Raw genomic sequence first — 24,663 nt, forward strand, 5'->3', positions numbered from 1 at the left:
CATCATGATTAGTCTAAGTGACTTAAGAAAGTTTAAAGCCGAAGGACGCAAGTTTTCTTGCCTAACTTGCTACGATGCAAGTATGGCGAAAGCAATGGAATTGGCTGAAATTGATACGATTTTAATCGGTGATTCTCTAGGGATGGCGATTCAAGGAAGAGATTCAACCCTTCCTGTCACAGTGGAAGATATGGCTTACCATACTGCGGCGGTACGTCGTGGCAATTCGCATGCCTTAATCATGACTGATTTGCCATTTATGAGCTATGCGACCCTTGAAGATGGTTTGAAAAATGCCAGAGCAGTCATGCAAGTTGGCGCACAAATGATCAAGATTGAAGGCGGGGCTTGGCTGAGTGAGTTGGTTCAAGTCTTGACCCGTAACGGCGTTCCTGTTTGTGTACATTTGGGCTTAACACCACAATCCGTACATGTATTTGGTGGTTATAAGCTTCAAGCGAGAACGCGTGAAGCGGCAGATCAATTGATTGCTGACTGCCAAGCGGTTGTGGATGCTGGTGCGGCTGTTTTATTACTCGAATGTGTTCCTGCACAACTCGGTAAAGAAATTGCTGAATTATTCCCAAATACACCTGTGATTGGGATTGGTGCGGGCAATGAAACCGATGGACAAGTACTCGTTGCACAAGACATGTTGGGCTTAACTTTTGGACGTGTTGCACGTTTTGTTCGTAATTTTATGAAAGAGCAGGCCGGTGAAACTGCTATTTTAGATGCATTTAAAGCGTATCATGCTGCAGTTCAAGATCAGTCTTTCCCTGCAAAAGAACATACTTTCCAAGTTGAGCTTTGATTCATGAAAACAGAAACAACCATACAAGGCTTAACTGCGTCGCTTGCACCTGCACGCAGTACAAAAAAAATGATAGGTTTCGTACCGACGATGGGAAATTTGCACGAAGGTCATTTGACTTTAGTGCGTGCTGCAAAAAAGATCTGTGATGTAGTAGTGGTCAGTATTTTTGTCAATCCCATTCAGTTTGGTGTGGGCGAAGATTTTGATAGTTATCCGCGTACTTTAGAGCAAGATAGTCGGTTATTGGCAGATGTGGGTTGCGATATTATTTTTGCACCTTCTGTTGAGCAAATGTATGGCAAGCATCCTCGTTTGACCAATATTCGTGTGAATCAAATCACCGAAGATTTATGCGGTCAGTCACGCCCAGGCCATTTTGATGGGGTCGCTGTGGTGGTCACTAAGTTGTTCAATATTGTGCAACCTGACTATGCCTTTTTTGGTGAAAAAGACTATCAGCAGTTGGCAGTGATTCGTCAGTTGGTTCAAGACTTAAACATGCCACTTGAAGTCATTGGTGTGCCGATTGTGCGCGCTGAAGATGGCTTGGCGCTAAGTTCACGCAATGGATATTTGTCTGAACAACAACGAGCTGTTGCACCTACAATTTATCAATCGTTAAAACAAGCTGAGCAACAATTGCATGAGGGACAAGCACTTTCACAAGTGTTAGCAAATGTCTCTGCTCAATTGACACACGCAGGGTTCATTGTGGATTATGTGGAAGCTCGACAAACCAACTTGCAACCTATTGAACAATTTGACCAAGATTTGGTTTTATTTATTGCTGCAAAACTAGGTTCAACGCGGTTGATTGATAATTTACAAATACATTTTAAAACTTAGAACTTGAAAAATAAAAAGGGCAAAATGCCATGAAGCGTATTCTTATCGTCACAGGACAATCTGGCTCAGGAAAATCCTCTGCATTACAAGTGCTTGAAGATCTGGGATATTATTGTATAGATAACTTACCTTTGGCATTGTTGCCTGAAATAGTGGCCAAACTGGATCGTGAAAATAATCTGGAACAACTCGCTTTAGGTGTCGATGTTCGAAGTACTCGTGCCGATATGCGAGACTTCGATCAAGTTTTTGACCAATTACAAAAACATGGTTCAGTGGATATTATTTACTTAACCACACAAGATCAAAATTTGATTGCGCGTTTTAGTGCATCACGAAGACCGCATCCATTGGCCAATCGTTTTAATAGCCTGTTGCAATGTATACAGGAAGAAAAACAACTGTTAATTCCGATACAATTCCGCTCTACAGTGCATATTGATACCTCGGATAAAAGTGTCCATGATTTAAAGCATATTTTGTTGTCTAAACTTGGGCAATCGAACAATTTGATTGTTATTTTACAGTCCTTTGGTTATAAGCACGGTATTCCACTGGATGCTGATTATGTATTTGATGTCCGTCATTTACCTAACCCGCATTGGGATTTAGAATTACGTCGTTTTTCTGGCTTGGATGAGCCAGTACGCCTTTTTTTAGAAAGTAGTCAGCAAACCAATGAAATGTTTGAAGATATTTATGCTTTCTTAGATAAATGGTTGCCTGCCTTTGCAGAGGGACATCGCCACTATATGACCATTTCAGTGGGATGTACTGGCGGGCAGCATCGTTCAGTTTATATTGTGGATAGACTCAAACAAGCCCTTGAGGCAAAATGGGCTGTCCAAATCTTACATAGAGAAATGAAGCACTGGTCATGATAGACACAACGATTGATGTAATTAATAAACTCGGCTTACACGCGCGCGCATCTGGTAAACTTATTGAGGTGACGACGAAGTTTCGTTCTTCTATCCAAATTGGTAAAGGCGATAAGTTGGTTGATGCAAAAAATATTATGTCGTTGTTGATGTTGGGCGCTGGTAAGGGCACCACATTAAGATTAGTCATTGAAGGTGCTGATGAAGACAAGGCACTGGAAGAAATTCAATCGCTGTTCGCAGCAAAATTTTATGAGGCAGAGTAATAGTGTCACGTCGTACCCAGCAGCGTTATACCGATGAAGATTTTGAGTCATTAGAAGGGCGTGCAAGTAGAACTGAGCAAAAAAAAGCAGTACAGCGCATGGCTGCTTTGGGTGAACAACTGGCTCAATTGAATCCAAAACAGATTCAAAAATTGCCTGTCGATGAGCGTTTAATTGATGCACTGCTTGATGTACAAACGATTAGTTCATATGAAGCAAAACGTCGTCAGTTTCTACGAATTGGTAAATTATTGCGCAATGAAAATGAAACAACGATTTTATCTTATCTAACCCCACAGCAAGGTGCGAAGAAACAAGCACAATTGTTACGTTGGGTTGATCGTATGATTGATCAGGGTGATCCCATTATTAATGAATTTAGTAAAGTGTATAATGCGTCTGAACGCCATACCTTACGCCAGCATGTATTGCGGATCCATCGTGATGTTAAACGAGAAGTGAGTGAAGAAGAGCTAGCAGCCTCTAAGCTTAAATTGGTGAATTATGTACAGCAAGTGGCGTTGTTATCTGAACAAGGCTAAAGACTAAAAAAGAAGTTTCATTTGAAACTTCTTTTTTTTTGGATTAATTTCCAAACTCACCTGACGCACGTTGCTTAGCCCACTCGCGTAAAATAAATTTCTGTAATTTGCCTGTCGATGTCTTTGGAATTTCAGTAATCACGATATCTTTAGGAACTTTAAAGCGAGCAAGCTCTTTGTGACAGTGGGCAATGATCTCTTCCGTTGACGTAGATGCGCCTTGTTTTAATTCAATAAATGCACATGGTACTTCTTGCCAGCGAGGATCTGGCTTTGCCACCACAGCTGCAGTGAGTACTGCTGGGTGGCGATAGAGCACATCCTCAACTTCTAAAGATGAAATATTTTCGCCACCTGAAATAATAATATCTTTAGAGCGGTCGGTAATTTTGGCATAGCCATCAGGATGACAGACGGCTAAATCACCGGTATGGAACCAGCCCCCTTTAAATGCCTCTTCCGTTGCTTGAGGGTTTTTCAAATAACCTTTCATGACGATATTGCCACGGAACATAATTTCTCCCATGGTTTGACCGTCATTCGGTACAGGTTGCATGGTCTCGGGATCAAGTACACGCATACTATCTTGCAACGGATATGGCACACCTTGACGGGAATGAAGCTGAGCTTGTTCCTGAATAGATAAATCACTCCAGCCTGCTTGCGTCGCGCAAAGTGCCGAAGGGCCATAGGTCTCGGTTAAACCATACACATGATTGACATTGATGCCGATATGATGCATCCCTTCAATGATGGCAACGGGAGGGGCGGCACCAGCGACCATGACTTCAACACGGTGTTCAAATGCTATTTTTTGTTCTTGAGGTGCATTGATCAACATGGATAACACAATCGGCGCACCACAGAAATAATCAACTTTGTGCTTTGCAATATATTTAAAGACCAGCGTTGGATCAACACGGCGTAAGCAAATATTAGTACCACCACTGGCTGCAATTGACCATGCAAAACACCAACCATTGCAGTGAAATAGGGGGAGTGTCCATAGATACACCGCGCGTGGTTTCATGCCACAAGCTAAAATATTACTTGCAGCATTGAGGTAGGCTCCTCGATGGTGATAGACCACACCTTTGGGATTACCCGTTGTGCCTGAGGTGTAATTTAGGCTGATCGCATCCCATTCATCTTGAGGTAAATGCCATTCAAACTCAGGATCACCTTGGGCGATCCAAGATTCGTATTCGTATTGTCCAATCGCAATTTGCTCACCATCGAATTCGGCATCAAATACGTCAATTACAATAATTTCTTGTGCAATAAGTGCAAGTGCTTCTTCAGCGATTGGGCGAAATTCTGGATCGACCAATAGGACTTTTGCCTCAGCATGTTCAAGCATAAAGGCAATGGTTTTTGCATCAAGGCGAGTATTTAAGGTATTTATAACCGCACCGGCCATCGGTACAGCAAAATGTGCTTCAATCATGGCCGGAATATTGGGTAATAACACCGAGACGGTATCATTTTTCTGAATGCCTAATTTTTCGAGTTGATGGGCGAATTGACGGCAGCGTTGATAGGTTTGTTTCCATGTAATATGACGTTCACCATGAATAATCGCAGCTTGATCAGGATAAATATAAGCGGCACGCTCTAAATAGCGTAGTGGTGATAGGGCTACGAAGTTTGCGGGTGTTTGTGGTAACTCATCATATGCACTAACCATGTGTATTGCTCCGTGAATGTTATTGTCATCTTTAACTAGATCAACATAGTGTTTAGTTCAATCTAAATCATTTAGGCTTTAGTCTGAGAGAAAACCTTGAATGAACTTGGGTTTTTATGACACAAAGGTTTCATCCTAGCCTAAACCTGTGTAAAATATTCGATACTTTTTATCCGCCGTTTTTTATCTTTTGGGGTTTACCTCAATACATAATCTCGCGGTGATATGCTCCTTCGTAGAGGGCATCACTCCTTAAGGATTTTATTATGCCAATCATTACTTTACCAAATGGTGATCAGAAACAATTTGATCAGCCGATATCTGTGATGGAACTTGCTCAAAGTATTGGGCCTGGTCTTGCAAAAAATACCGTTGCGGGACGTATCAATGATCGTTTGGTGGATGCTTCTGATCTCATCACAGAAGATGCAACAGTTCAAATTATTACACCTAAAGATGAAGATGGTTTAGAAATCATTCGTCATTCATGCGCACACCTCGTTGGACATGCGGTTAAGCAATTGTTCCCAGAAGCGAAAATGGTAATTGGCCCTGTTATTGAAGAAGGCTTTTACTACGATATCTGGATGCCACGTCCTTTTACTTTGGATGATATGGCTGCGATTGAAGCGCGCATGAAACAGCTCATCGATCAAGATTACGACGTTATTAAGAAAATGACGCCACGTGATGAAGTGATTGCTGAGTTCACTGCACGTGGCGAAGAATACAAATTACGCTTGATCTCAGACATGCCAAATGAAACGCAAATGGGCTTGTACTACCATCAAGATTATTTGGATATGTGCCGTGGTCCGCACGTACCAAACACTAAATTTTTAAAATCATTCAAGCTCACTAAAATCTCTGGTGCTTACTGGCGTGGTGATGCGAAAAATGAACAGCTACAACGTATCTATGGTACAGCTTGGGCTGATAAGAAACAGTTAGCTGCATATATTAAACGTATTGAAGAAGCTGAAAAGCGTGACCATCGTAAAATTGGTAAAGCTCTAGACTTGTTCCACATGCAAGAAGAAGCACCGGGTATGGTGTTCTGGCATCCGAACGGCTGGACTATTTACCAAGTGCTTGAACAATACATGCGTAAAGTTCAGCAAGACAACGGTTACCAAGAGATCAAGACACCACAAATTGTTGATTTTAGCTTGTGGGAAAAATCTGGACATGCGGCAAACTATGCAGAAAACATGTTTACGACGCACTCAGAAAGTCGTAACTATGCAGTGAAGCCAATGAACTGCCCATGTCACGTGCAGGTCTTTAACCAAGGCTTAAAATCTTACCGTGATTTACCAATTCGTTTGGCTGAGTTTGGTTCTTGTCATCGTAATGAGCCATCGGGTTCTTTACACGGTATTATGCGTGTTCGTGGATTTACGCAAGACGACGCACATATTTTCTGTACCAAAGAGCAAATTGGTAAGGAAGTCGCTGACTTTATTAAACTGACTTTAGATGTTTATAAAGATTTTGGCTTTGAAGAAGTGCAAATGAAATTGTCAACACGTCCAGAAAAGCGTGTGGGTGATGATGCACTTTGGGACATCGCTGAGAAATCTTTGGCAGATGCACTGGATGATGCTGGCTTGGCTTGGGACTTGCAACCTGGTGAAGGGGCATTTTATGGTCCGAAAATTGAATTTTCAATGAAAGATTGCTTAGGTCGTGTATGGCAATGCGGTACAATCCAGTGTGATTTTAACTTGCCGATTCGTTTAGATGCCTCTTATGTCACAGAAGATAACGATCGTGATCAACCTGTTATGTTGCATCGCGCAATTCTTGGCAGTTTTGAGCGTTTTATTGGTATACTAATTGAACACTACGCTGGTTTCATGCCACCTTGGCTTGCACCGACCCAAGCTTGTGTAATGAATATTACCGATTCACAAGCTGAAGCATGCGAACAAGTGGTTGCAAAACTCAAAGAAAATGGTCTTCGTGCCATTTCTGACTTGAGAAATGAAAAAATCGGATTTAAGATTCGTGAGCGTACCCTAGAGCGTATTCCTTATCTTTTGGTTCTTGGTGATCGAGAAGTTGAAGAAGGTACCGTAAATGTGCGTACTCGCTCAGGAAAAAATTTAGGTACTATGTCAATCGATGCATTTGTTGACTTAGTGAAATCTGCCGTCGCCGAACGTGGCCGGTACATTGTGGAGTAATAAAGATTAAACAGCCTGACCGTAACCAACAACAAGGTGCTAAAAGTAACCGTCCTGCCATTAACGATGAGATTCGTGCAAAAGAAGTACGTCTTGTCGCAGCTGATGGTGAACAAAAAGGGGTCGTTTCATTAACTGAAGCGTTGCGTGCTGCTGAAGAAGCGCATCTTGACCTTGTTGAGATTGTTGCTAATGCAGAACCACCTGTTTGTAAAATCATGGATTACAACAAGCACTTGTTTGACCTAAAGCAAAAGCAAAAAGATGCGAAGAAGAAACAGCATCAAGTGCAAGTGAAAGAAATCAAGTTACGTCCTGCAACGGATGTGGGTGATTATCAGATAAAATTGCGTGCAATTTTACGTTTCCTTGAAGAAGGAAATAAAGTGAAAATCACCTTGCGTTTCCGTGGTCGTGAGATGGCACATCAACAGCTTGGTTTGGTTCAGTTGCAAAAAATTGAAGCTGATGTGGCTGATTTTGGTGTCATTGAACAAGCACCAAAAATGGAAGGCCGTCAAATGGGCATGTTATTAGGCCCGAAAAAGAAAAAGTAATTTTTCTTGATAAAAAAGCACCGCAATAAGCGGTGCTTTTTTTTTGCATTTTTTTTAAATGCAGTCGCGTGCATCATTAAATATCATGTTAAATTTACTTGAATATTAAACTATTTTTATAGGGGCACATGCGAATGTCTACAATAAATGGTACACATGAATTATCTGAAATAAATCAAAAAGTGGTACAGGATGGAGAGGTTCTGCCGCAAGTCAGATTAAAAGATGGTAGTCAGGTTCAAACAGGAACTGTGGCAACCATGTTGCATAACATTAGTTTATATAATGCGGGTGCGCGTGGTGAGGTCGAGCAGGAATTAGTACTAGCTATTCCAACTTTAGTTAAAGTTGGATTGTTTGACTTATTTACAGTGGAAGAATGGATTAATGGTGAAAATGCAGGACGACGATTTTTAGGTGAAAAAGCCAAAGCATACTTGGCAAGCCAGTAATTTTCCTTTCATCAGCCCATTGAAAAGGTATATTTTATTGTTTTGTTTCGTATTGGAATAATACGAAGCGCTGATTAAATATGCTATAACGCGATAAACAGTCATGATAATGATGAATAGGATAATATAAATGATTGACTTATATTATTGGGGTACACCCAATGGGCATAAAATAACAATTGCTTTAGAAGAAATGGGACTTGCATATCAAATTTTCCCTATCAATATTTTAGAGAATGATCAGTTTCAGCCTGACTTTTTAAGAATCTCTCCGAATAATAAAATTCCTGCGATTGTTGATCAGAATGGACCACGTGGCGAATCGATTTCTGTATTTGAGTCTGGTGCAATTTTGCAATATCTAGGTCGTAAGACTGGATTATTCTACCCAAGTGATGAGCAAGAGCGTGTCGAAGTTGAGCAATGGCTGATGTGGCAAATGGGTGGATTCGGGCCAATGCTTGGTCAGAATCATCATTTTAATAAGTTTGCTGCTGAGCGTATTCCCTATGCGATTGATCGTTATGTCAATGAAACCAAACGTCTCTATGGGGTGTTGAATAAACAGTTGGTTGGACAGAAATTTGTCGCGGGCGAATACTCTATTGCGGATATGGCGATTTTACCTTGGGCATTACGCTATGAGTGGCAAGGTATTCAACTCGAAGATTATCCTTATGTGAAAGATTATATTGAGCGTTTAACCGCTCGTTCTGCGATCCAAAAAGCCTTGTCAATAAAAGTTGGATGAATCAGGGCATGGGAAAGCACAGCTATTTTAAGCATTGGGCAATTGCAATGGGATTGCTCTTCATCACAGCAATCCTTTGCGCTCAGCTGCAAAAGCTATATTCAGAGACTCATTTAGCGATCTTGGTTTTTGCTTTGATTGGTGTTTTAGGGCTTTTATTTTCTACGTTATTTGCTTGGCTGCAGGTGGAAACTAGAAACTCATATTATAGCACTTGGCTTTTCGTGGGCTTTTTAAGCCTGACGTTATTGTTAAGCACTTATCTTTATCATACGGTATCCATTGACTGGGCGGCAGTTTCAGATGGGGATACTCAACTCACCTTGTACCAAGAAATTGTAACCTCAGATATCACCTTCTGGATGGCTTTTATTTCCCCATTTCTTTTCTCAATCCTTACTTATGTTTTTCGATCTAAGACAGCTCGGATGAAGAATTAGACATTTCAAAAAGAATGTTCTAATCAGGGTGTGAATGACTCTTTTATAGTTGTGTAATTTTTAAACTAAAATTGGCTTGATCATTATAGGATAGTTTAATCATAAAAAAGTATAGTCAGTCATGAAGCAAATAATTTCAACACGTTATTTAAATAAGCTTGGTTTTGAAGTGGACTTCAAACCGACGCAGGATAATCTAAAGACATTATTAAGCTTGCATGTGCAGCACATTCCTTTTGGTAATATTGCTTCTTTTTTGGGAGAAGAAGTTTCATTAGAACCTGATCGACTTGTTCAGAAGTTATTAATTGAAAATCGGGAAGGGTATTGTTTAGAGCATAGTTCTTTAACCAAAATCGCGTTAACTGAATTGGGATATGAAGCCTATAACGTATTAGGTCGAGTTTATTATCAAGGTATCCCAACAACTGTACCAGTCCGGACGCACTTGGTAACACTGGTTCGACTTGATCAACAATTATTTTTATATGATCCAGGGTTTGGTGGCATGACACCGACAACAATTCTATCTTTAGATCGCATCGGGGAAATGCAGCCAACGCCATTAGAGCCTTTCAGATTCGTTGATATTGCAGCGTGTGGAATCGATACTTCACTGCTGACGGATATGAAATATATGTTGCAAGTTTTTCTGCATGATGAATGGGTGAATGTCTATGCCATTAATCCTGAGCAAAAGATTGCCCCAGCCGATGCTGAGATTGCGAATTGGTATATATCAACATCCCCGGAATCCATGTTTACACAGCATTTGATGTTGTTCACTGCCAATTCGGATGCCAGAATGACGTTAAAGGATCGTGTATTAAGAATACATGCTAAACAGAAGTCAGATAAAAAAATTCTATCCACTTTTAATGATTTTGAGGAAACAATAAAAAATGTTTTTCAGATTGAGATGAATCAGGAGAAACTTCAACAGGTGTGGGATAAACTCGCTTTGATTGAATAGTTTTAGATGGTATGGTCTAGGCATTGTTTTGATCTTTGTTTGAGTGCTTCTACACACTGATGTCCTATTTTTTATTATTTCTCTCTGCTTTTGGAGCAGCAACGTTACTCCCGTTGCAGTCAGAAGCTGTCTTAATGACGCTGTTGATACAAGGTCTTTCAAATCCCTTTTATTTACTTCTCGTGGCAACTATTGGTAATGTGCTAGGTTCATGTGTGAATTGGTGGTTGGGGCTGAAAATAGAACATTTTAAGGATAAAAAATGGTTTCCAGTTTCTCAACCTCGTTTAGAACAAGCCCAGCAGATTTATCATAAATATGGTTTTTATTCATTACTTTTAAGTTGGGTGCCTGTGATTGGTGATCCCATCACTTTGATTGCAGGCATAATGAAAGAAAGGTTTGGACGGTTTTTATTGATTGTGACGATTGCCAAAGGCGGGCGTTATCTATTTATGTATGCGCTATATATCGGGTTGTTTAGCTGAATTTCTCAGTCCCTAAGGTTGTTGAGTGGAATTTTGATGACTTTATCAAATCTGTAAATGCTCTCGAATGTTCAGCTTTGAACCCATAATTTTTGCTTTAGTTTTAAGCAAAAATACTATATGATACTGCCTCCCTTACCTGCAGGTCGTTTTTGCAATGGTGCAAACGTTCCGAACAGGTGTTCAAAAGAGGTTGTTATGCCTAAGATGAAAACTCGCCGTGGTGCAGCTAAACGCTTTAAAGCGACTGCTAACGGTATTAAGCGTAAACAAGCGTTCAAACGCCACATTTTGACCAAAAAATCTGCTAAGCGTATTCGTCAATTGCGCGGCTGTGTAATGGTTCACGTAAGTGACGTTGCTTCAGTTCGTCGTATGTGCCCATACATCTAAGGAGATTATAAATGGCTCGTGTAAAACGTGGTGTAGTGGCGCATCGTCGTCACAAGAAAATTCTTGCTCGCGCTAAAGGTTACTATGGTGCTCGTTCACGCGTTTATCGCGTAGCGTTCCAAGCAGTAATCAAAGCTGGTCAATATGCTTACCGTGACCGTCGTCAGAAGAAACGTCAATTCCGTGCTTTATGGATTGCGCGTATCAATGCTGGTGCTCGTCTTAACGGTTTGTCTTATAGCCGCATGATTGATGGCTTGAAAAAAGCTCAAGTAATCATCGACCGTCGTGTATTAGCTGACATCGCTATGCATGATGCAGTTGCATTTGCTGCTTTAGCTGAAAAAGCTAAAGGTGCATTAGCTGCATAAGCTTAGAGATTCAAAAGAGACCGCTTTTTAGCGGTCTTTTTTATTTCCTTCCTATAATTATTAGTACCGACAAAATTGTGGTAATAAGCAATAAAAACTTGGCAATCTCATATCTCTGAATCAATAAAAATAAACCATATAATATAATTAAGAGTATGGCTAAGACGATGAGTGGTGTGGTTAGTGCCCGCCAACCAGAAATGGTTTCAGATTCTGGCGAAGTGGTATTTTCGATAACTAATGATGGATTAAAACGTGCGTAGACAATATCACTTTAGACAAGTTGGCGAGGATACACATATTTGGGATGTACATCAGCTCGTTGAGCTGACAAAAACGTGTATTGCCAAGAAAGTTCAACTGGTTGATATTCAGGAACTCAACGAAGCCTATTGGTTTCCAGATCAGTATCCGACGACACAGCAAATCATTGAGCATTTTCAATTAGTTCAGGATGCAGATCTCAGTTATCCGATTATCTTGTGTGCTGAGGGGCGAGTCATGGATGGGATGCATCGTGTTGCTAAAGCAAGCTTACTTAAGCAAACTGAGATTTTAGCGGTACGATTTGAGCAAACCCCTGAGCCAGACTTCATCAATATTGACGAAGATGAGCTGGATTACACTGAATATTAAAGCCCAAAATAATAAGCCAAAATACAAATTACAACGGTGATCAGCACCAGTTTAATGACGCTGGAGTGATTGGTCTTGTGTAGATTTCCTGATGCGGTTGGGACATCCATAGTCCGATCATAAGGTTCCATCGGCATGTCAAAATCAATATTTTTATAATGATTGGCAATCTTGCTGATGAGTCTACCAAATACATCGTCGGTTTTTTTAACAAAATTGCGTAAATTAATTTGTTCCTCTGGACTCAGAATTTCACCTTGGGTTGTATAAGGGTGATTGCAGCGCGAATGTAAGAAGTCAATCAAAGCAGACATACGGTGTAATAAATGGTGTGCGGCATCTGCTTGATGGGTTGTTGGAATAATAGCTAAGACCGTTTTATCTAAATGGCTCTGTTCAAGTTCATATCCATAAAAAGGTAGGTCGACTTGTTCTGGTTCTAAGAAATCTTCAGCACATTGATGATTAAAAATTTCACTTGCAATGTACTTTTCTATTTCGTGCCAATCATTGACTTTTAAGTCTAATGTCACTTTTTTAGTTAGTTTCTCATTGAGTGGATAACGCCAAAAGATCTCTTGTCGGAGTTTAACTTGCTGCGCAGAAGGGGCGGTAAAGGGATGATCATGAGTGTACCATTCGGCAAGTTCGTGACCGCAAATCCATGCCGTTTTATTTTTGCCTTGATGACTGACAATAAAGTGAGCGTAGGGAAGTAATTCAACGTTTGGATTGGGGTTACTTTCTTCATCGAGAATGGTTGAATTATGTAGGCTTAGTTTATCCACCCCTTGTTGTTTTAATGCCTCTAACCAAACTCGAAAATGTTGTGCCAAAAGCTGTTGAGATGCTAAATCACGAAAAACCAAATGATGTTGAGCAAAGATAGGATGGTTAACCCAATCATTCATATTTAAGTCTTGCTGTAAAAACTCATTGCCATAGGTGACAAGCGTCAATTGTGCTTTCCAAATTTGATCGAGCGCCATTGTTTTTACTCTTGGTTTTTTAGCGGTAATGTCGATTTTATCAAATTGTTGCGGTATATGTTTTTTCAATCGGCTTAATCTTCAAAAAACAGATAAAAAGCTGATAAACTATAGCGTTTTATTATATTTCTATAATTTGTTGCTTTGAGAGTTACTATGTCACTGGAAGCCCTGACCACTGAAGCGCTTGCTGCCATTGCAGCGGCTCAAGACCTTGCTGTACTCGATCAAGTACGAGTCCAATTTACAGGGAAGAAAAGCCAGCTTGCAGAACAGTCGAAAGCACTTGGAAAAATGGACCCTGAAGCGCGAAAAGTACAAGGTGCTGCGATCCATGCTGTTCGTGAAGCAATCAATGCTGCTTTGACTGAGCGCCAACAGACCTTACAACAAGCTGAACTTGCAAAAAAATTAGCAAGTGAAACGATTGATATTACTTTACCCGGTCGCGGTCAACGTATGGGAAGTATCCATCCTGTCACTCAAGTTCAAGAGCGTATTTGCCAATTCTTTACCAAAGCGGGTTTCCAAGTCGCACATGGTCCTGAGGTTGAAGACGATTATCATAACTTTGAAGCGCTAAATATTCCGGGTCATCATCCAGCACGTGCGATGCACGATACTTTCTATTTTGATGCGACACATCTACTTCGTACCCATACATCGGGTGTGCAAATCCGTACCATGGAAACAAATCAGCCGCCTATTCGTATTGTGTGTCCGGGTCGTGTCTATCGTTGTGACTCCGATCAGACGCATTCTCCGATGTTCCATCAGATCGAAGGTTTATACGTTGCTGAAAATACAAGTTTTGCTGAGTTAAAGGGCTTGTTGATTAACCTGCTGAATGAATTCTTTGAAAAAGACTTAAAAGTACGTTTCCGTCCCTCTTATTTTCCATTCACAGAGCCGAGTGCAGAAGTGGATATCATGGACGAGCGTGGTCGCTGGTTAGAAGTTTTAGGTTGTGGCATGGTACATCCAAATGTACTGCGTGCCGCAGGTATTGATCCTGATAAATACAAAGGCTTTGCTTTTGGTTTAGGGGTAGAGCGTTTTGCAATGTTGCGTTATGGCATCAATGATTTGCGTATGTTCTACCAAAACGACGTGCGTTTCTTACGCCAATTCGCCTAACAGTATTTCAGGATTAACAAAGGTTTATACAAATGAAAATTAGTGAAAATTGGCTGCGCACGTGGGTGAACCCTTCAATTGATAGCGAAGCACTGTCTGATCAACTCACCATGCTTGGTTTGGAGGTCGATGAATTAGCGCCTGTAGCCAAACCATTTACTGGGGTTGTTGTGGGTGAGGTCGTTACGGTTGAGCAACATCCAGATGCGGATCGCTTACGTGTTACCACAGTAAATATTGGTTCAGATGAGCCATTACAGATCGTTTGCGGTGCGCCAAATGTTTGCGTAGGAATGAAAGCACCTGTAGCAACCATTGGTGCTGTGTTGCCTGGCGATTTTAAAATTAAAAAAGGCAAGCTACGTGGTGTGGAATCACAAGGTATGCTTTGCGGTGCTTCTGAAATTGATTTAGAAGATAAAATTGATGGTTTATTGGCGTTACCAGCTAATGCGCCTGTCGGGATGAATATCCGTGACTATCTCAAGCTTGATGACAATGTAATCGATATTAGCATCACACCAAACCGCGGTGACTGTTTTAGTATCCGTGGTATTGCGCGTGAAATCGCCGTGATTAATCAACTCAAAGTTAATGAACCTACAATTCAAGCCATTGCAGCAAGCATTTCAGATGAAAAATCAGTAGTGATTAGCACTGAGGGTACACCGCGCTATTTGGGTCGTATCATCAAAAATGTAAATGTAAAAGCAGCAACGCCTGAGTGGATGGAACAAGCGCTTACGCGTTCTGGTCTTCGCAGCCATAGTATTTTGGTCGATATCACTAACTATGTCTTACTTGAGTTGGGTCAACCAATGCATGCCTTTGACTTGGCGAAGATTGATGGTTCGATTCAGGTACGCCAAGCTCAGCCAAAAGAACAACTGACCTTGCTTAATGATCAACAAGTTGAACTGCAAGATGACATGATGGTGATTGCTGATGATCAAAAAGTATTGGCGATTGCTGGCATCATGGGTGGTTTAGATTCGTCGGTTACGGATGATACGCAAGATATCTTCCTTGAAAGTGCGTTCTTTGCACCTTTAGCGATTGCTGGTCGTGCACGTCGTTTTGGTTTGCATACCGATTCATCACAGCGCTATGAACGCGGTGTTGACTTTGAGTTGCCAATGATCGCAATGCATCGTGCTTCTGAGTTGATTCAGGCCTTTGCTGGTGGGGAATTTGGTCCAATTACGGTTGCTGAACAAGCTGAATTATTGCCAAAACGTGAAACAATTCAGTTAAAACAAAGTCAAGTTGATCAATTGTTAGGATATCAAGTTGCAGGTGATTTTATTGCGGATGCTTTGAGTCGCCTTGGTTGTGCTGTTGAGACCTTAGCTGAAGACCAGTGGTCTGTGACTCCGCCTTCGCATCGTTATGATATGGTGATTTATCAAGACCTGATTGAAGAGGTTGCCCGTATTCATGGTTATGACAATATTCAAATCAGTTTGCCACAAATTGATGTGAAGTTGAAAAAGTACCAAGATGGTTTTGATATTGCACAACTACGTCAAAGTGTTGCAACTTTGGGTTATCAGGAAGCGATTAGCTTTAGTTTTGCTGATGCGAAATTGGAAAAACAACTCAATCCAAATGTACAACCGCTCATGCTTGCGAATCCAATTTCAAGTGATTTGGCGGCAATGCGTAGCACACTGTTATCTAGTTTGATTCCTTGTGTGCAATATAACTTGAATCGTCAACAACATCGTGTTCGTTTCTTTGAGTTGGGTTTGCGTTTTGACTATCAAAATGCGCAAAATATTCATGACCTTAAGCAGATTCCAACATTGGCATTGATTGCAGTAGGCTCACAGGTACCTGAATCTTGGCATGCTAAGCCGACTGCAATGGATTTCTTTGATTTTAAAGGTGAAATTGAAGAAATTTTGGCGGCTGGACGTGTTAAGGTCGAGTTTGTTCGCACCGAGCGAGCGTGGTTGCATCCAGGGCAGTCTGCTGAAGTTCTGGTCGATGGGCAGTCAATCGGTTATTTAGGGCGTTTACATCCATCTTTGGAAAATGATTTGGATTTGGATACGACTTGGGTTGCTGAGCTCGATCAGCAAGCAGTTTTGCAATCTTATGTATCTAATTTTACAGAATTATCACGTTTTCCATCAGTTAGACGTGATATTGCGCTTTTAATCTCTGATAAGATTGTGGTGAAAGATATTCAGCGCATGATTGAACAGACTGGGGGAGAGTTACTTGACTCTACATGGTTGTTCGATGTGTATACGGGGCAAGGAGTCGAACAAGGCAAACGTTCTTTAGCTTTCGCATTGTTATGGCAGCACCCAACTCGTACGCTTGAAGATGCTGAAATCAAATCTGGTATGGATAACATTATTCAAGTGTTGGAAAACACTTATCAAGCGACATTGAGGGCCTCATGACAGCATTAACAAAAGCAGATATGGCGGACCATTTAAGTGAACTCACGAGCTTAAATCGCCGTGAAGCAAAACAAATGGTCGAATTGTTTTTTGACGAAATTAGCCAAGCATTGATTGCGGGCGAACAAGTCAAACTCTCTGGGTTCGGGAATTTCGAGTTACGTGATAAGCGTGAGCGCCCTGGCCGTAATCCAAAGACGGGTGAGGAGATTCCGATTTCTGCTCGTCGAGTTGTGACCTTTAGAGCGGGTCAGAAATTTAGACAACGTGTTGGAAATGAGCAGATCGATTGATCTGCTTTTTTAAGTCTGAAACAATTTTAACTGACTTAAATAGATCTTCAGGCGTAAAAAAAGAGAACCAAAAGGTTCTCTTTTTTTAATCTAAAACTAGATTATTGAGCAACAGAAGCAGGAGCAGCAACTTCAGATGCAGCAGCAGCAACTTCAGCAGCAGCTTCAACAGTCGCTTCAGAAGCAGCAACAGTCGCTTCAGAAGCAGCAGCTACAGCTTCAGAAGCAGCAGCAGTTGCGTCAGTAGCAGCAGCTTCTTCTTTCTTAGAGCAACCAACAAAAGCTAAAGTAGTTGCAACAGCAGCAATAACAGCGAATTTTTTGAATAACATGGCATCACTCTCATAAAATTGTGAGATTAAAAAAAACCTGAGTTAGTCTGTTTGTGCTTTTATTATTCCTAAATATTTTAGGAAACAACGCAGGGAGCAGCCTAACTAGTCAGATGCTATCCTATCAAAGCAAATCATGAATTACTACTATTCTGTCTGGCAAAACGACAAAAATAGACAAAAATAGGTCATTTTTTGATAGAAAATAACTATGAAGGATCATTTGTGAATCGGTATTCCAGAGAAAAATAGCAGAACTTGTTTGTATTTAAGTATATAAATCAGATGGATAATGGTTTGCTATCAAAGAATAATCTAATTGTAACTGTTGTGTAAGCATGTCAACCAAATCACAACAGCCACCATAAAGGTGGCTGTTGTGATCATTGGATGATAGACCTAGTTTGCAGCTTTACGCTTCATTTGGTCGAAGAAATCATCATTGGTCTTGGTTTCTTTCATGCGATCAAGTAAGAACTCCATCGCCGCAAGTTCGTCCATTGGGTGAAGTAGCTTACGTAAAATCCAAACTTTACGAAGGTTATCCTCTCCCATTAAGCGTTCTTCACGGCGCGTACCAGACTTCTTAATGTTCATGGCAGGGAAGACACGTTTTTCCGCGATACGACGATCGAGCGTAATCTCTTGGTTACCTGTACCTTTAAACTCTTCATAGATGACATCATCCATTTTACTGCCTGTTTCGATCAATGCCGTCGAGATAATGGTCAATGAACCACCCTCTTCGATATTACGTGCAGCACCAAAGAAACGTTTTGGGCGTTCGAGCGCATGCGCATCCAAACCACCTGTAAGTACTTTTCCTGATGATGGAACAACCGTGTTATAGGCACGCGCTAAACGAGTAATAGAGTCAAGCAGAATCACAACATCTTTTTTATGCTCGACTAGACGTTTCGCTTTCTCAATGACCATCTCCGCAACTTGGACATGTCGAGCAGGGGCTTCATCAAAAGTTGATGCCACGACTTCGCCACGAACTGTACGCTCCATCTCGGTCACTTCTTCTGGACGTTCATCAATGAGTAAAACGATCAAGAAGACTTCTGGGTTGTTACGAACGATGGATTGAGCAATGTTTTGTAAAAGCATTGTTTTACCCGCTTTTGGCGGTGCAACAATAATTGAACGCTGACCTTTACCAATCGGTGCCACAAGGTCGACAACACGAGAGGTTAGATCCTCTGTTGTGCCATTACCAAGCTCCATCACCATTTGTTCGGTTGGGAACAATGGAGTTAAGTTTTCAAATAAAATCTTGTTACGTGAGTTTTCTGGTGTGTCATAGTTAATTTGATTCACTTTTAATAAAGCAAAATAACGTTCACCTTCTTTTGGTGGGCGAATCGTACCTGTAATGGTATCACCCGTACGTAAATTAAAACGGCGAATTTGTGATGGGCTGACATAAATGTCATCTGGTCCAGCTAAATATGAACCAGCAGCGGAGCGTAAAAAACCAAAGCCATCAGAAAGGATTTCTAAAACGCCATCACCAAAGATTTCTTCGCCATTCATTGCATGGCGTTTTAAAATGGCAAAAATAATATCTTGTTTACGGTTACGTGCCATGCCTTCAAGGCCCATAAACTCCGCAATTTTAATGAGTTCGCCAATGGGTTTTTTCTTGAGTTCAGTTAAGTTCATAAGTGGTCAGACAGAATGGAATAAGTGGAGGATTGTGTTGGGAAAGAAAAAATCGACCGCATATATACTGATGTAATTGTATTAAACAATTACGATCCAGTAGTCTGGTTCATTGTTTCAGAGAGAAATGTGAAAACAATTGTTATTGCCGAGCGGCGATCTTATGTTTTGTATCGTGTAAGAAGCGCGATGAAGTAGATTCCATTCAAAGCTTCTTGATCGAGAAATATAGACGAAATCAACTGCTTTGTCAATTTTTACGGAGGAATACGCTAATCAATGAATAGCGTATTTCCGCAGATTGACAGTTAAACAAACTATTTAGATGTTTTGGTCAATAAATGCTGCAAGTTTAGAACGGGGTGCTGCACCGACTTGTTGATCAACAACTTCACCATTTTTAAACATCAATAATGCTGGAATGTTACGGATGTTGTATTTTACTGCTGTTTCTTCGCATGCAGTCACGTCAACTTTAACAATTTTAACTTTTCCTGCATATTCGTTTGATAAGTCTTCGAGAACTGGTGCAATGGCTTTACAAGGCGCACACCAGCCAGCCCAGAAATCAACAAGTACGGGAGTTTCAGCATCTAATACATCTGCTTGGAAGTTTTCATCAGTTGTATTAACAATAGTCGCAGACATGGGGTTGCTCCAAATTTAAGAAATAAAGTATCAATTCAGTATCAGAAAGAATATTACATTGCTACTTTATTCAATGTAAGGGTTTGTTCTGATTATTCAAGTTAGAAAGAGAAAAGTCTAATGGTTGCTCACGATGCTGTTCATCGACTTAAACAATCATTTATAGGCTATAAGCGAAAATACACGCGTTTTATTGTTTAAAATGACTTTAAAATTGTAAGCATGTGAATTACTCTAATGCGTGAATTGAGCATGGGTTTATACGAATAATGTCTGATTTTCTGATTGATGAAGAATTACTTGCTGCAATAGATATGGGGTCGAACAGTTTCCATCTTGCAATTGCTCGTGTTGATCACGGTGAAGTGAAGAAAGTTGCTTCAATGTCAGAAAAAGTACAATTGGCTGCTGGGCTAGATGAAAATAAAAATTTAACAGAAGCTGCTCAACAACGTGGTTTAGCCTGTTTAGCGCGTTTTGTTGGGCGTTTAAGCTCGGTGCAGCCAAATCGCTTAAGAATTGTTGCGACCAATGCATTAAGACAAGCCAAGAATGGTCACGAGTTTATCCAAAAAGCCGCTGAAATTTTGCCTAAACCCATTGAAATTATTGCAGGTCGTGAAGAAGCGCGCCTCATTTATCTCGGTGTTTCGCATACCATGGCCAATGGCGGACGTCGTTTAGTTGTTGATATTGGCGGTGGTTCAACAGAATTTATTATTGGTGAAGAGTTCGAGCCTATTTATACCGAGTCTTTGCAGATGGGCTGTGTGGCATATAGTAAGACTTTTTTTGCTGAAGGTGAGATTTCAACCAAGGCCTTTGATAAGGCTGTTGTTGCTGCACGCAAAGAAATGTCAGGTATTGCCAATACCTATAAAATGGAAGGTTGGGATACGGTAGTAGGTTCGAGCGGAACCATTAAAGCCTGTCGTCAAATTTTAGTAAATCTCGGCTTGAGTGATGAACAAGAAAACCTGACTCGTGATGGTCTATATAAGCTTAAAGATCGTTTGTTGAAATTTAAGCATACTTCAGAAATTGATTTTGATGGTTTGCGTGAAGATCGTCGAGCAGTTTTGCCAGCTGGACTTGCGATTTTATATGCGATTTTTGATGTATTAAACATTGATAAACTCGCTTATTCGGATGGTGCATTGCGTGAAGGGGTGATGTACGATTTGCTTGGTCGATTCAAACATGAAGATATTCGAGATCGTAGCGTTCAAGCATTGATGGGGCGTTACAATGCTGATCCAAAACAGGCAGAACGTGTGGTCAATACCGCCCAGCATTTGTTTAATGGTGTGGCTGAATCATTACATTTAACGACTGAAGACAGTGACTTACTGCGTCGTGCGGCTTATTTACATGAAATTGGATTAGCCATTAGTCATGGTGGTTATCACCGTCATGGTGCCTATTTATTACAACATTCAGATATTCCTGGTTTTTCACAAATTGATCAAAATCATCTTTCGCATCTGATTTCTCATCATCGTCGTAAGTTACGTGCAGATGCTAAAAACGATGTATTAAAAGTTGGTGGTCATCATTTAGTTTATCTTTGCATGATTCTTCGTCTTGCAGTTTTACTAAATCATAGTCGTAGTGATCAGATGCTTCCTGCCATTGAACTCAGTGTGGTAAATGATCAACAATGGCAATTGAGTGTTTCTGGCGATGCGAAGCAATGGCCTTTACTGGTTGCAGATTTGCATGATGAGCAAGTGCAATTTAAGCATTGGAACATTGGTTTGCATATCGTGTCAGATAAATTTGTTGATTAACCTAGGAGCTGTTGATCTTTCAGCTTGAATCGCAATGTGCGTATAACTTATAGAAAGTGTCAACAGACCTTGCATCCTTGTTAGGGATTATTTACGACTTATGAAAAATAAAGCGACTCAGTCCAAGGCTTGGACTACGGTTCAAATTGCACGTCATCCTGAACGTCCGCAATTCCTCGATTACGTGAGTGAAATTTTCACTGAATTTGATGCACTTCACGGCGATCGTTTATATGGTGATGACGGTGCGATGATTGGTGGTTTAGCACGTTTTGATGGCCAACCCGTGATGGTGGTGGGTCAACATCGTGGACGTGGTACCCGTGAGAAACTGCAACATAACTTTGGGATGTGTAACCCAGAAGGTTATCGAAAGTCTCAACGTTTACTTGATATGGCTGAACGTTTCAATTTACCTGTTTTTACTTTTGTCGATACCATGGGTGCTTATCCTGGTGTAGGTGCTGAAGAACGTGGTCAGGCAGAAGCAATTGCAACGAGCTTGGCACAACTTTCCAGTTTGAAAGTGCCTGTGATCGCAACCGTACTGGGTGAAGGTGGTTCAGGTGGTGCTTTGGGTATTGGTGTGGCTGATCGTGTTATCATGCTTTCACACAGTATTTACTCGGTGATTTCACCTGAAGGCTGTGCTTCTATTTTATGGAAAACAGCAGATAAAGCGGCGCAAGCGAGTGAAGCACTTGCATTGACTGCGGATAAGTTAAAAGCGATTGGTATTGTTGAATATGTCGTGGATGAAGGTGAGGGTGCGCATTTGCAACCTGAAAAAGTCATGCATGACCTAAAAGATGTGTTAAAACAAGCCTTGGAAGAATTGCAACCGATGGATGCACAAGCACGATGCGAAGCACGTTATCAACGTTTAATGAAGTTTGGCAGCAGCAATTTAGGCATCGCGTCTTAGCGCAAGCACAGCATTTTTCAGAGCAAACTCAATTCTTAATTGGATGTAGCGGCGGCATGGATTCCATGCTGTTGCTGTCTCTAATGTCTGAACTTTTTCCCAATAAAATTCGTGCCATTTATGTTGATCATCAATTACAACCGCCTAGTGTGCTATGGGGTGAGTTGGTGCAACAACAGGCAAAGATATTCAATGTTCCCTGTATCATTCAGAAAGTACGAGTTGAAACCGGCAATTTAGAACAACAAGCTCGCCAAGCCCGTTATCAAGCCTATCACCAACATTTACAAGCCAATGAAATTTTAGTTTTAGCGCATCATCAACAAGATCAAGCCGAGACGGTTTTGTTGCGTTTATTCTCAGGTGCAGGTGTCAATGGGTTGGCGGCGATGCAACAAATCGACGTACGTAAAGAGCTGACCATTTGGCGGCCATTTTTAGATCTAAGTCGAGCGCAGATTGAACAATGGTCACAACAGATCGGTCTTGAGTATGTGACCGACCCAAGCAATCAAGATACTCATTATGATCGGGCATGGTGTCGTGAAGTCTTATGGGATGTATTACAACATCGATTTCCTAAAATGCAGGCGGCGGTCGCACGTAGTAGTTATTTAATGCAGGATGCGGCTGAGATTTTAGATGAAGTGTTGCAAACGGATTGGCAGCAATGCGCAACATTTGATGAACTCAATTTAACTGAACTCAAAAAGTTATCTCATGCACGCCAGCGTCAATTGCTCTCCTCGTGGATGAAAGGCAATGCACAATACCGACCAAGTTACGACATGGTTCAGCGTTTACAACAAGAAGTGATTGCAGCCAAACCAGATGCCCAAGCGACCTTACATGTGCATCCGTATTATTATGTGCGTTATCAAAAAACCTTGTACCGTTTAAGCCATGACATCCTGTATGCAGAAAAATTATCGACACTTCCTGATGTTATTTCACAGCGCTATTTGTTAGGACAGCATATTCAGGTGGCAGCAGGACAGTTTAAAATCGAATCTCAAAGTTTAGGCCTATCTCCTCAATTATTCGATAGAGAGTTGCAATTGTTGAAACGACAAGGCGGTGAAAAAATCCATCTGTATGGGCGAGTTGGGCATTGGCCACTCAAAAAAGCCATTCAAGATGCGCAGATTTTGCCTTGGTTACGTCATACAATTCAAATATTAGTCGTGGATAATGTTATGCTTGGGGTTTTTAGCCCAAAAGGTTTTTGGTTGGCGCAATCTGAGTATCTGGAGCAGGGCGGTTGGCAACCAAGTTTAATTTCTGACTGTATTTTTCATCAGTCTTTATTACATGACGAGTAGGACATGGCGACATCATTGAATCAAAATATCTGTTTTATTGGCGGCGGTAATATGGCGCAAGCCTTGATTGGTGGATTACTTTCTCGTGGCTTACCAACTACACGCATTACAGTGTCTGACCCAGTAGAGCAGATTCGTCAAATATTAGAAGAAAAAGAGATTCAAACCACCACAGATAATGTTGCAGCGATCAAAGATGCTGATGTTGTTGTATTGGCGGTAAAACCACAGGTCTTAGCAACGGTTTTACAACCATTAAAAGGATTGTTGTCAGATAAACTCGTGATTTCAATTATTGCGGGTGCTGAGATTCAAACCCTTTCAGATTTAATCGGCGGTAGCGAACGTATTGTACGCGTGATGCCGAATACGCCTGCATTGGTCCAAACGGGCGCACATGGTATTTATGCACCTGCGGCTGTGGGTACTAAAGATCGTGAATTAACCAGTCAAATTTTAGCGGCGACTGGTTTAACCATTTGGGTTGATAATGAAGCGCAAATTGATGCGGTAACTGCGGTATCTGGTTCAGGCCCTGCCTACTTTTTCTATTTAATGGAAAGTATGATTCGCGCGGGTAAAAACTTGGGCTTAGATGAAAAAGTGGCTACTGCATTAACCTTGCAGACTGCGCTGGGCGCGGCGCAAATGGCGATTACCAGTTCAAATTCTCCAGCAGAATTACGTAAAAATGTGACTTCACCAAATGGCACAACTCAAGCAGCCTTAGAGGTGTTTGATCGTGCACAGATTTCACAAAATATTCAAGCAGCGCTTGCAGCAGCTCAAAAACGCAGCCAAGAGCTTGCGCAAGAGTTGAGTGACAAGACTAAATCAGTTTAAGTAGGATAAGACA

Annotated in this window: 27 protein-coding genes; 22 read left to right on the plus strand and 5 right to left on the minus strand. The window is 41.1% G+C overall.

Annotated features, from left to right (window positions below):
- The first annotated feature begins 4 nt into the window (after nucleotides 1-4).
- Genes panB through yjgA form a run of 5 tightly spaced genes read left to right on the plus strand, consistent with a single transcriptional unit; the run spans nucleotide 5 to nucleotide 3,352 of the window.
- A complete protein-coding gene (gene panB / locus F991_RS13605; RefSeq protein WP_004672503.1) occupies nucleotides 5-814 on the plus strand; it encodes a 3-methyl-2-oxobutanoate hydroxymethyltransferase in 810 nt (269 codons plus the stop codon).
- Between the two features lie 3 nt (nucleotides 815-817).
- Nucleotides 818-1,663 (plus strand): pantoate--beta-alanine ligase, encoded by an 846-nt coding sequence (gene panC / locus F991_RS13610; RefSeq protein ID WP_004672504.1) that lies wholly within the window; start codon nucleotides 818-820, stop codon nucleotides 1,661-1,663.
- Nucleotides 1,664-1,692: 29 nt separating this feature from the next.
- Entirely contained in the window at nucleotides 1,693-2,544 is an 852-nt protein-coding gene (gene rapZ / locus F991_RS13615) for an RNase adapter RapZ (protein ID WP_004672505.1), read from the plus strand.
- Nucleotides 2,541-2,810 carry an HPr family phosphocarrier protein gene (locus F991_RS13620; RefSeq protein ID WP_004672506.1) on the plus strand — a complete coding sequence of 90 codons (270 nt, stop codon included), beginning with the start codon at nucleotides 2,541-2,543 and terminating at the stop codon, nucleotides 2,808-2,810. Before rapZ ends, F991_RS13620 begins: the two co-directional genes overlap by 4 nt.
- A 2-nt stretch (nucleotides 2,811-2,812) precedes the next feature.
- Nucleotides 2,813-3,352 carry a ribosome biogenesis factor YjgA gene (gene yjgA / locus F991_RS13625; RefSeq protein ID WP_004672508.1) on the plus strand — a complete coding sequence of 180 codons (540 nt, stop codon included), beginning with the start codon at nucleotides 2,813-2,815 and terminating at the stop codon, nucleotides 3,350-3,352.
- A gap of 43 nt (nucleotides 3,353-3,395) precedes the next feature.
- On the opposite strand, the gene F991_RS13630 is transcribed toward yjgA, so the two are convergent.
- Entirely contained in the window at nucleotides 3,396-5,039 is a 1,644-nt protein-coding gene (locus F991_RS13630) for an acyl-CoA synthetase (protein ID WP_004672510.1), read from the minus strand.
- Nucleotides 5,040-5,305: 266 nt separating this feature from the next.
- On the opposite strand from F991_RS13630, the gene thrS reads away from it, so the two are divergent.
- The 10 genes from thrS (at nucleotide 5,306) to F991_RS13680 (ending at nucleotide 12,289) form a co-directional block, all read left to right on the plus strand.
- On the plus strand, nucleotides 5,306-7,228 hold the full coding sequence (thrS, locus tag F991_RS13635) for a threonine--tRNA ligase (RefSeq protein WP_004672512.1): 1,923 nt from the start codon (nucleotides 5,306-5,308) through the stop codon (nucleotides 7,226-7,228).
- A 5-nt stretch (nucleotides 7,229-7,233) separates the two neighbouring features.
- A complete protein-coding gene (gene infC / locus F991_RS13640) occupies nucleotides 7,234-7,785 on the plus strand; it encodes a translation initiation factor IF-3 (protein ID WP_081398967.1) in 552 nt (183 codons plus the stop codon).
- A gap of 134 nt (nucleotides 7,786-7,919) precedes the next feature.
- Nucleotides 7,920-8,237 carry a DUF7709 family protein gene (locus tag F991_RS13645; RefSeq protein WP_171063495.1) on the plus strand — a complete coding sequence of 106 codons (318 nt, stop codon included), beginning with the start codon at nucleotides 7,920-7,922 and terminating at the stop codon, nucleotides 8,235-8,237.
- Nucleotides 8,238-8,367: 130 nt separating this feature from the next.
- The gene (locus F991_RS13650) at nucleotides 8,368-8,988 is read left to right on the plus strand and encodes a glutathione S-transferase N-terminal domain-containing protein (RefSeq protein ID WP_004672518.1); all 621 of its coding nucleotides are present in this window, start codon (nucleotides 8,368-8,370) and stop codon (nucleotides 8,986-8,988) included.
- A complete protein-coding gene (locus F991_RS13655; RefSeq protein ID WP_171063496.1) occupies nucleotides 8,985-9,428 on the plus strand; it encodes a hypothetical protein in 444 nt (147 codons plus the stop codon). Before F991_RS13650 ends, F991_RS13655 begins: the two co-directional genes overlap by 4 nt.
- Nucleotides 9,429-9,549: 121 nt before the next feature.
- On the plus strand, nucleotides 9,550-10,401 hold the full coding sequence (locus F991_RS13660) for an arylamine N-acetyltransferase family protein (protein ID WP_004672522.1): 852 nt from the start codon (nucleotides 9,550-9,552) through the stop codon (nucleotides 10,399-10,401).
- A 59-nt stretch (nucleotides 10,402-10,460) separates the two neighbouring features.
- Nucleotides 10,461-10,889 (plus strand): YqaA family protein, encoded by a 429-nt coding sequence (locus F991_RS13665; RefSeq protein WP_004672524.1) that lies wholly within the window; start codon nucleotides 10,461-10,463, stop codon nucleotides 10,887-10,889.
- Nucleotides 10,890-11,087: 198 nt separating this feature from the next.
- Nucleotides 11,088-11,282: a 50S ribosomal protein L35 gene (rpmI, locus tag F991_RS13670; protein ID WP_004672526.1), complete on the plus strand. Its 195-nt coding sequence runs from the start codon at nucleotides 11,088-11,090 to the stop codon at nucleotides 11,280-11,282.
- Between the two features lie 11 nt (nucleotides 11,283-11,293).
- Complete coding sequence (rplT, locus tag F991_RS13675; protein ID WP_004664213.1) at nucleotides 11,294-11,653, plus strand: 50S ribosomal protein L20; 360 nt, start codon at nucleotides 11,294-11,296, stop codon at nucleotides 11,651-11,653.
- Between the two features lie 255 nt (nucleotides 11,654-11,908).
- The gene (locus F991_RS13680; protein ID WP_004672528.1) at nucleotides 11,909-12,289 is read left to right on the plus strand and encodes a hypothetical protein; all 381 of its coding nucleotides are present in this window, start codon (nucleotides 11,909-11,911) and stop codon (nucleotides 12,287-12,289) included.
- Here the strand turns inward: F991_RS13680 and F991_RS13685 are convergent.
- A complete protein-coding gene (locus tag F991_RS13685; RefSeq protein WP_004672530.1) occupies nucleotides 12,286-13,278 on the minus strand; it encodes a hypothetical protein in 993 nt (330 codons plus the stop codon). The genes F991_RS13680 and F991_RS13685 overlap by 4 nt on opposite strands.
- A gap of 156 nt (nucleotides 13,279-13,434) precedes the next feature.
- Between F991_RS13685 and pheS the strand changes: the two genes are divergently transcribed.
- Genes pheS through F991_RS13700 form a run of 3 tightly spaced genes read left to right on the plus strand, consistent with a single transcriptional unit; the run spans nucleotide 13,435 to nucleotide 17,122 of the window.
- Nucleotides 13,435-14,415, plus strand: coding sequence for a phenylalanine--tRNA ligase subunit alpha (gene pheS, locus F991_RS13690; RefSeq protein ID WP_004672532.1), 981 nt, complete (start codon nucleotides 13,435-13,437; stop codon nucleotides 14,413-14,415).
- A gap of 32 nt (nucleotides 14,416-14,447) precedes the next feature.
- Nucleotides 14,448-16,829: a phenylalanine--tRNA ligase subunit beta gene (gene pheT / locus F991_RS13695; RefSeq protein WP_004672534.1), complete on the plus strand. Its 2,382-nt coding sequence runs from the start codon at nucleotides 14,448-14,450 to the stop codon at nucleotides 16,827-16,829.
- Entirely contained in the window at nucleotides 16,826-17,122 is a 297-nt protein-coding gene (locus F991_RS13700; protein ID WP_000126166.1) for an integration host factor subunit alpha, read from the plus strand. The genes pheT and F991_RS13700 overlap by 4 nt, the downstream gene beginning before the upstream one ends.
- A gap of 101 nt (nucleotides 17,123-17,223) precedes the next feature.
- On the opposite strand, the gene F991_RS13705 is transcribed toward F991_RS13700, so the two are convergent.
- The 3 genes from F991_RS13705 to trxA all read right to left on the minus strand — a co-directional run bounded on the left by F991_RS13705 (nucleotide 17,224) and on the right by trxA (nucleotide 19,770).
- Nucleotides 17,224-17,454, minus strand: a complete 231-nt coding sequence (locus F991_RS13705) for a hypothetical protein (protein WP_004672536.1) — start codon at nucleotides 17,452-17,454, stop codon at nucleotides 17,224-17,226.
- A gap of 399 nt (nucleotides 17,455-17,853) precedes the next feature.
- Entirely contained in the window at nucleotides 17,854-19,122 is a 1,269-nt protein-coding gene (gene rho, locus F991_RS13710) for a transcription termination factor Rho (RefSeq protein ID WP_004672538.1), read from the minus strand.
- A gap of 321 nt (nucleotides 19,123-19,443) precedes the next feature.
- Nucleotides 19,444-19,770, minus strand: coding sequence for a thioredoxin (gene trxA / locus F991_RS13715; RefSeq protein ID WP_004672540.1), 327 nt, complete (start codon nucleotides 19,768-19,770; stop codon nucleotides 19,444-19,446).
- Between the two features lie 269 nt (nucleotides 19,771-20,039).
- On the opposite strand from trxA, the gene ppx reads away from it, so the two are divergent.
- The 4 genes from ppx to proC all read left to right on the plus strand — a co-directional run bounded on the left by ppx (nucleotide 20,040) and on the right by proC (nucleotide 24,650).
- Nucleotides 20,040-21,560 carry an exopolyphosphatase gene (gene ppx / locus F991_RS13720; RefSeq protein ID WP_004672542.1) on the plus strand — a complete coding sequence of 507 codons (1,521 nt, stop codon included), beginning with the start codon at nucleotides 20,040-20,042 and terminating at the stop codon, nucleotides 21,558-21,560.
- A 100-nt stretch (nucleotides 21,561-21,660) separates the two neighbouring features.
- Nucleotides 21,661-22,485, plus strand: coding sequence for an acetyl-CoA carboxylase carboxyltransferase subunit alpha (locus F991_RS13725; protein WP_004672544.1), 825 nt, complete (start codon nucleotides 21,661-21,663; stop codon nucleotides 22,483-22,485).
- Nucleotides 22,422-23,807: a tRNA lysidine(34) synthetase TilS gene (gene tilS / locus F991_RS13730; RefSeq protein ID WP_081398968.1), complete on the plus strand. Its 1,386-nt coding sequence runs from the start codon at nucleotides 22,422-22,424 to the stop codon at nucleotides 23,805-23,807. Before F991_RS13725 ends, tilS begins: the two co-directional genes overlap by 64 nt.
- A 3-nt stretch (nucleotides 23,808-23,810) precedes the next feature.
- Nucleotides 23,811-24,650: a pyrroline-5-carboxylate reductase gene (gene proC, locus F991_RS13735; protein WP_004672549.1), complete on the plus strand. Its 840-nt coding sequence runs from the start codon at nucleotides 23,811-23,813 to the stop codon at nucleotides 24,648-24,650.
- The last annotated feature ends 13 nt before the right edge of the window (nucleotides 24,651-24,663 follow it).

Origin of the sequence: Acinetobacter sp. CIP-A165, assembly GCF_000367985.1 — a bacterium.
Taxonomy (GTDB): Bacteria; Pseudomonadota; Gammaproteobacteria; order Pseudomonadales; family Moraxellaceae; genus Acinetobacter.

Coding starts and splice junctions, on each gene's coding strand:
- panB (WP_004672503.1), top strand. CDS start 5: ATGATTAGTCTAAGTGACTTAAGAAAGTTTAAAGCCGAAGGACGCAAG.
- panC (WP_004672504.1), top strand. CDS start 818: ATGAAAACAGAAACAACCATACAAGGCTTAACTGCGTCGCTTGCACCT.
- rapZ (WP_004672505.1), top strand. CDS start 1,693: ATGAAGCGTATTCTTATCGTCACAGGACAATCTGGCTCAGGAAAATCC.
- F991_RS13620 (WP_004672506.1), top strand. CDS start 2,541: ATGATAGACACAACGATTGATGTAATTAATAAACTCGGCTTACACGCG.
- F991_RS13630 (WP_004672510.1), bottom strand. CDS start 5,039: ATGGTTAGTGCATATGATGAGTTACCACAAACACCCGCAAACTTCGTA.
- thrS (WP_004672512.1), top strand. CDS start 5,306: ATGCCAATCATTACTTTACCAAATGGTGATCAGAAACAATTTGATCAG.
- F991_RS13645 (WP_171063495.1), top strand. CDS start 7,920: ATGTCTACAATAAATGGTACACATGAATTATCTGAAATAAATCAAAAA.
- F991_RS13650 (WP_004672518.1), top strand. CDS start 8,368: ATGATTGACTTATATTATTGGGGTACACCCAATGGGCATAAAATAACA.
- F991_RS13655 (WP_171063496.1), top strand. CDS start 8,985: ATGAATCAGGGCATGGGAAAGCACAGCTATTTTAAGCATTGGGCAATT.
- F991_RS13660 (WP_004672522.1), top strand. CDS start 9,550: ATGAAGCAAATAATTTCAACACGTTATTTAAATAAGCTTGGTTTTGAA.
- F991_RS13665 (WP_004672524.1), top strand. CDS start 10,461: ATGTCCTATTTTTTATTATTTCTCTCTGCTTTTGGAGCAGCAACGTTA.
- rpmI (WP_004672526.1), top strand. CDS start 11,088: ATGCCTAAGATGAAAACTCGCCGTGGTGCAGCTAAACGCTTTAAAGCG.
- rplT (WP_004664213.1), top strand. CDS start 11,294: ATGGCTCGTGTAAAACGTGGTGTAGTGGCGCATCGTCGTCACAAGAAA.
- F991_RS13685 (WP_004672530.1), bottom strand. CDS start 13,278: ATGGCGCTCGATCAAATTTGGAAAGCACAATTGACGCTTGTCACCTAT.
- pheS (WP_004672532.1), top strand. CDS start 13,435: ATGTCACTGGAAGCCCTGACCACTGAAGCGCTTGCTGCCATTGCAGCG.
- pheT (WP_004672534.1), top strand. CDS start 14,448: ATGAAAATTAGTGAAAATTGGCTGCGCACGTGGGTGAACCCTTCAATT.
- F991_RS13700 (WP_000126166.1), top strand. CDS start 16,826: ATGACAGCATTAACAAAAGCAGATATGGCGGACCATTTAAGTGAACTC.
- F991_RS13705 (WP_004672536.1), bottom strand. CDS start 17,454: ATGTTATTCAAAAAATTCGCTGTTATTGCTGCTGTTGCAACTACTTTA.
- rho (WP_004672538.1), bottom strand. CDS start 19,122: ATGAACTTAACTGAACTCAAGAAAAAACCCATTGGCGAACTCATTAAA.
- trxA (WP_004672540.1), bottom strand. CDS start 19,770: ATGTCTGCGACTATTGTTAATACAACTGATGAAAACTTCCAAGCAGAT.
- ppx (WP_004672542.1), top strand. CDS start 20,040: ATGTCTGATTTTCTGATTGATGAAGAATTACTTGCTGCAATAGATATG.
- F991_RS13725 (WP_004672544.1), top strand. CDS start 21,661: ATGAAAAATAAAGCGACTCAGTCCAAGGCTTGGACTACGGTTCAAATT.
- tilS (WP_081398968.1), top strand. CDS start 22,422: ATGCGAAGCACGTTATCAACGTTTAATGAAGTTTGGCAGCAGCAATTT.
- proC (WP_004672549.1), top strand. CDS start 23,811: ATGGCGACATCATTGAATCAAAATATCTGTTTTATTGGCGGCGGTAAT.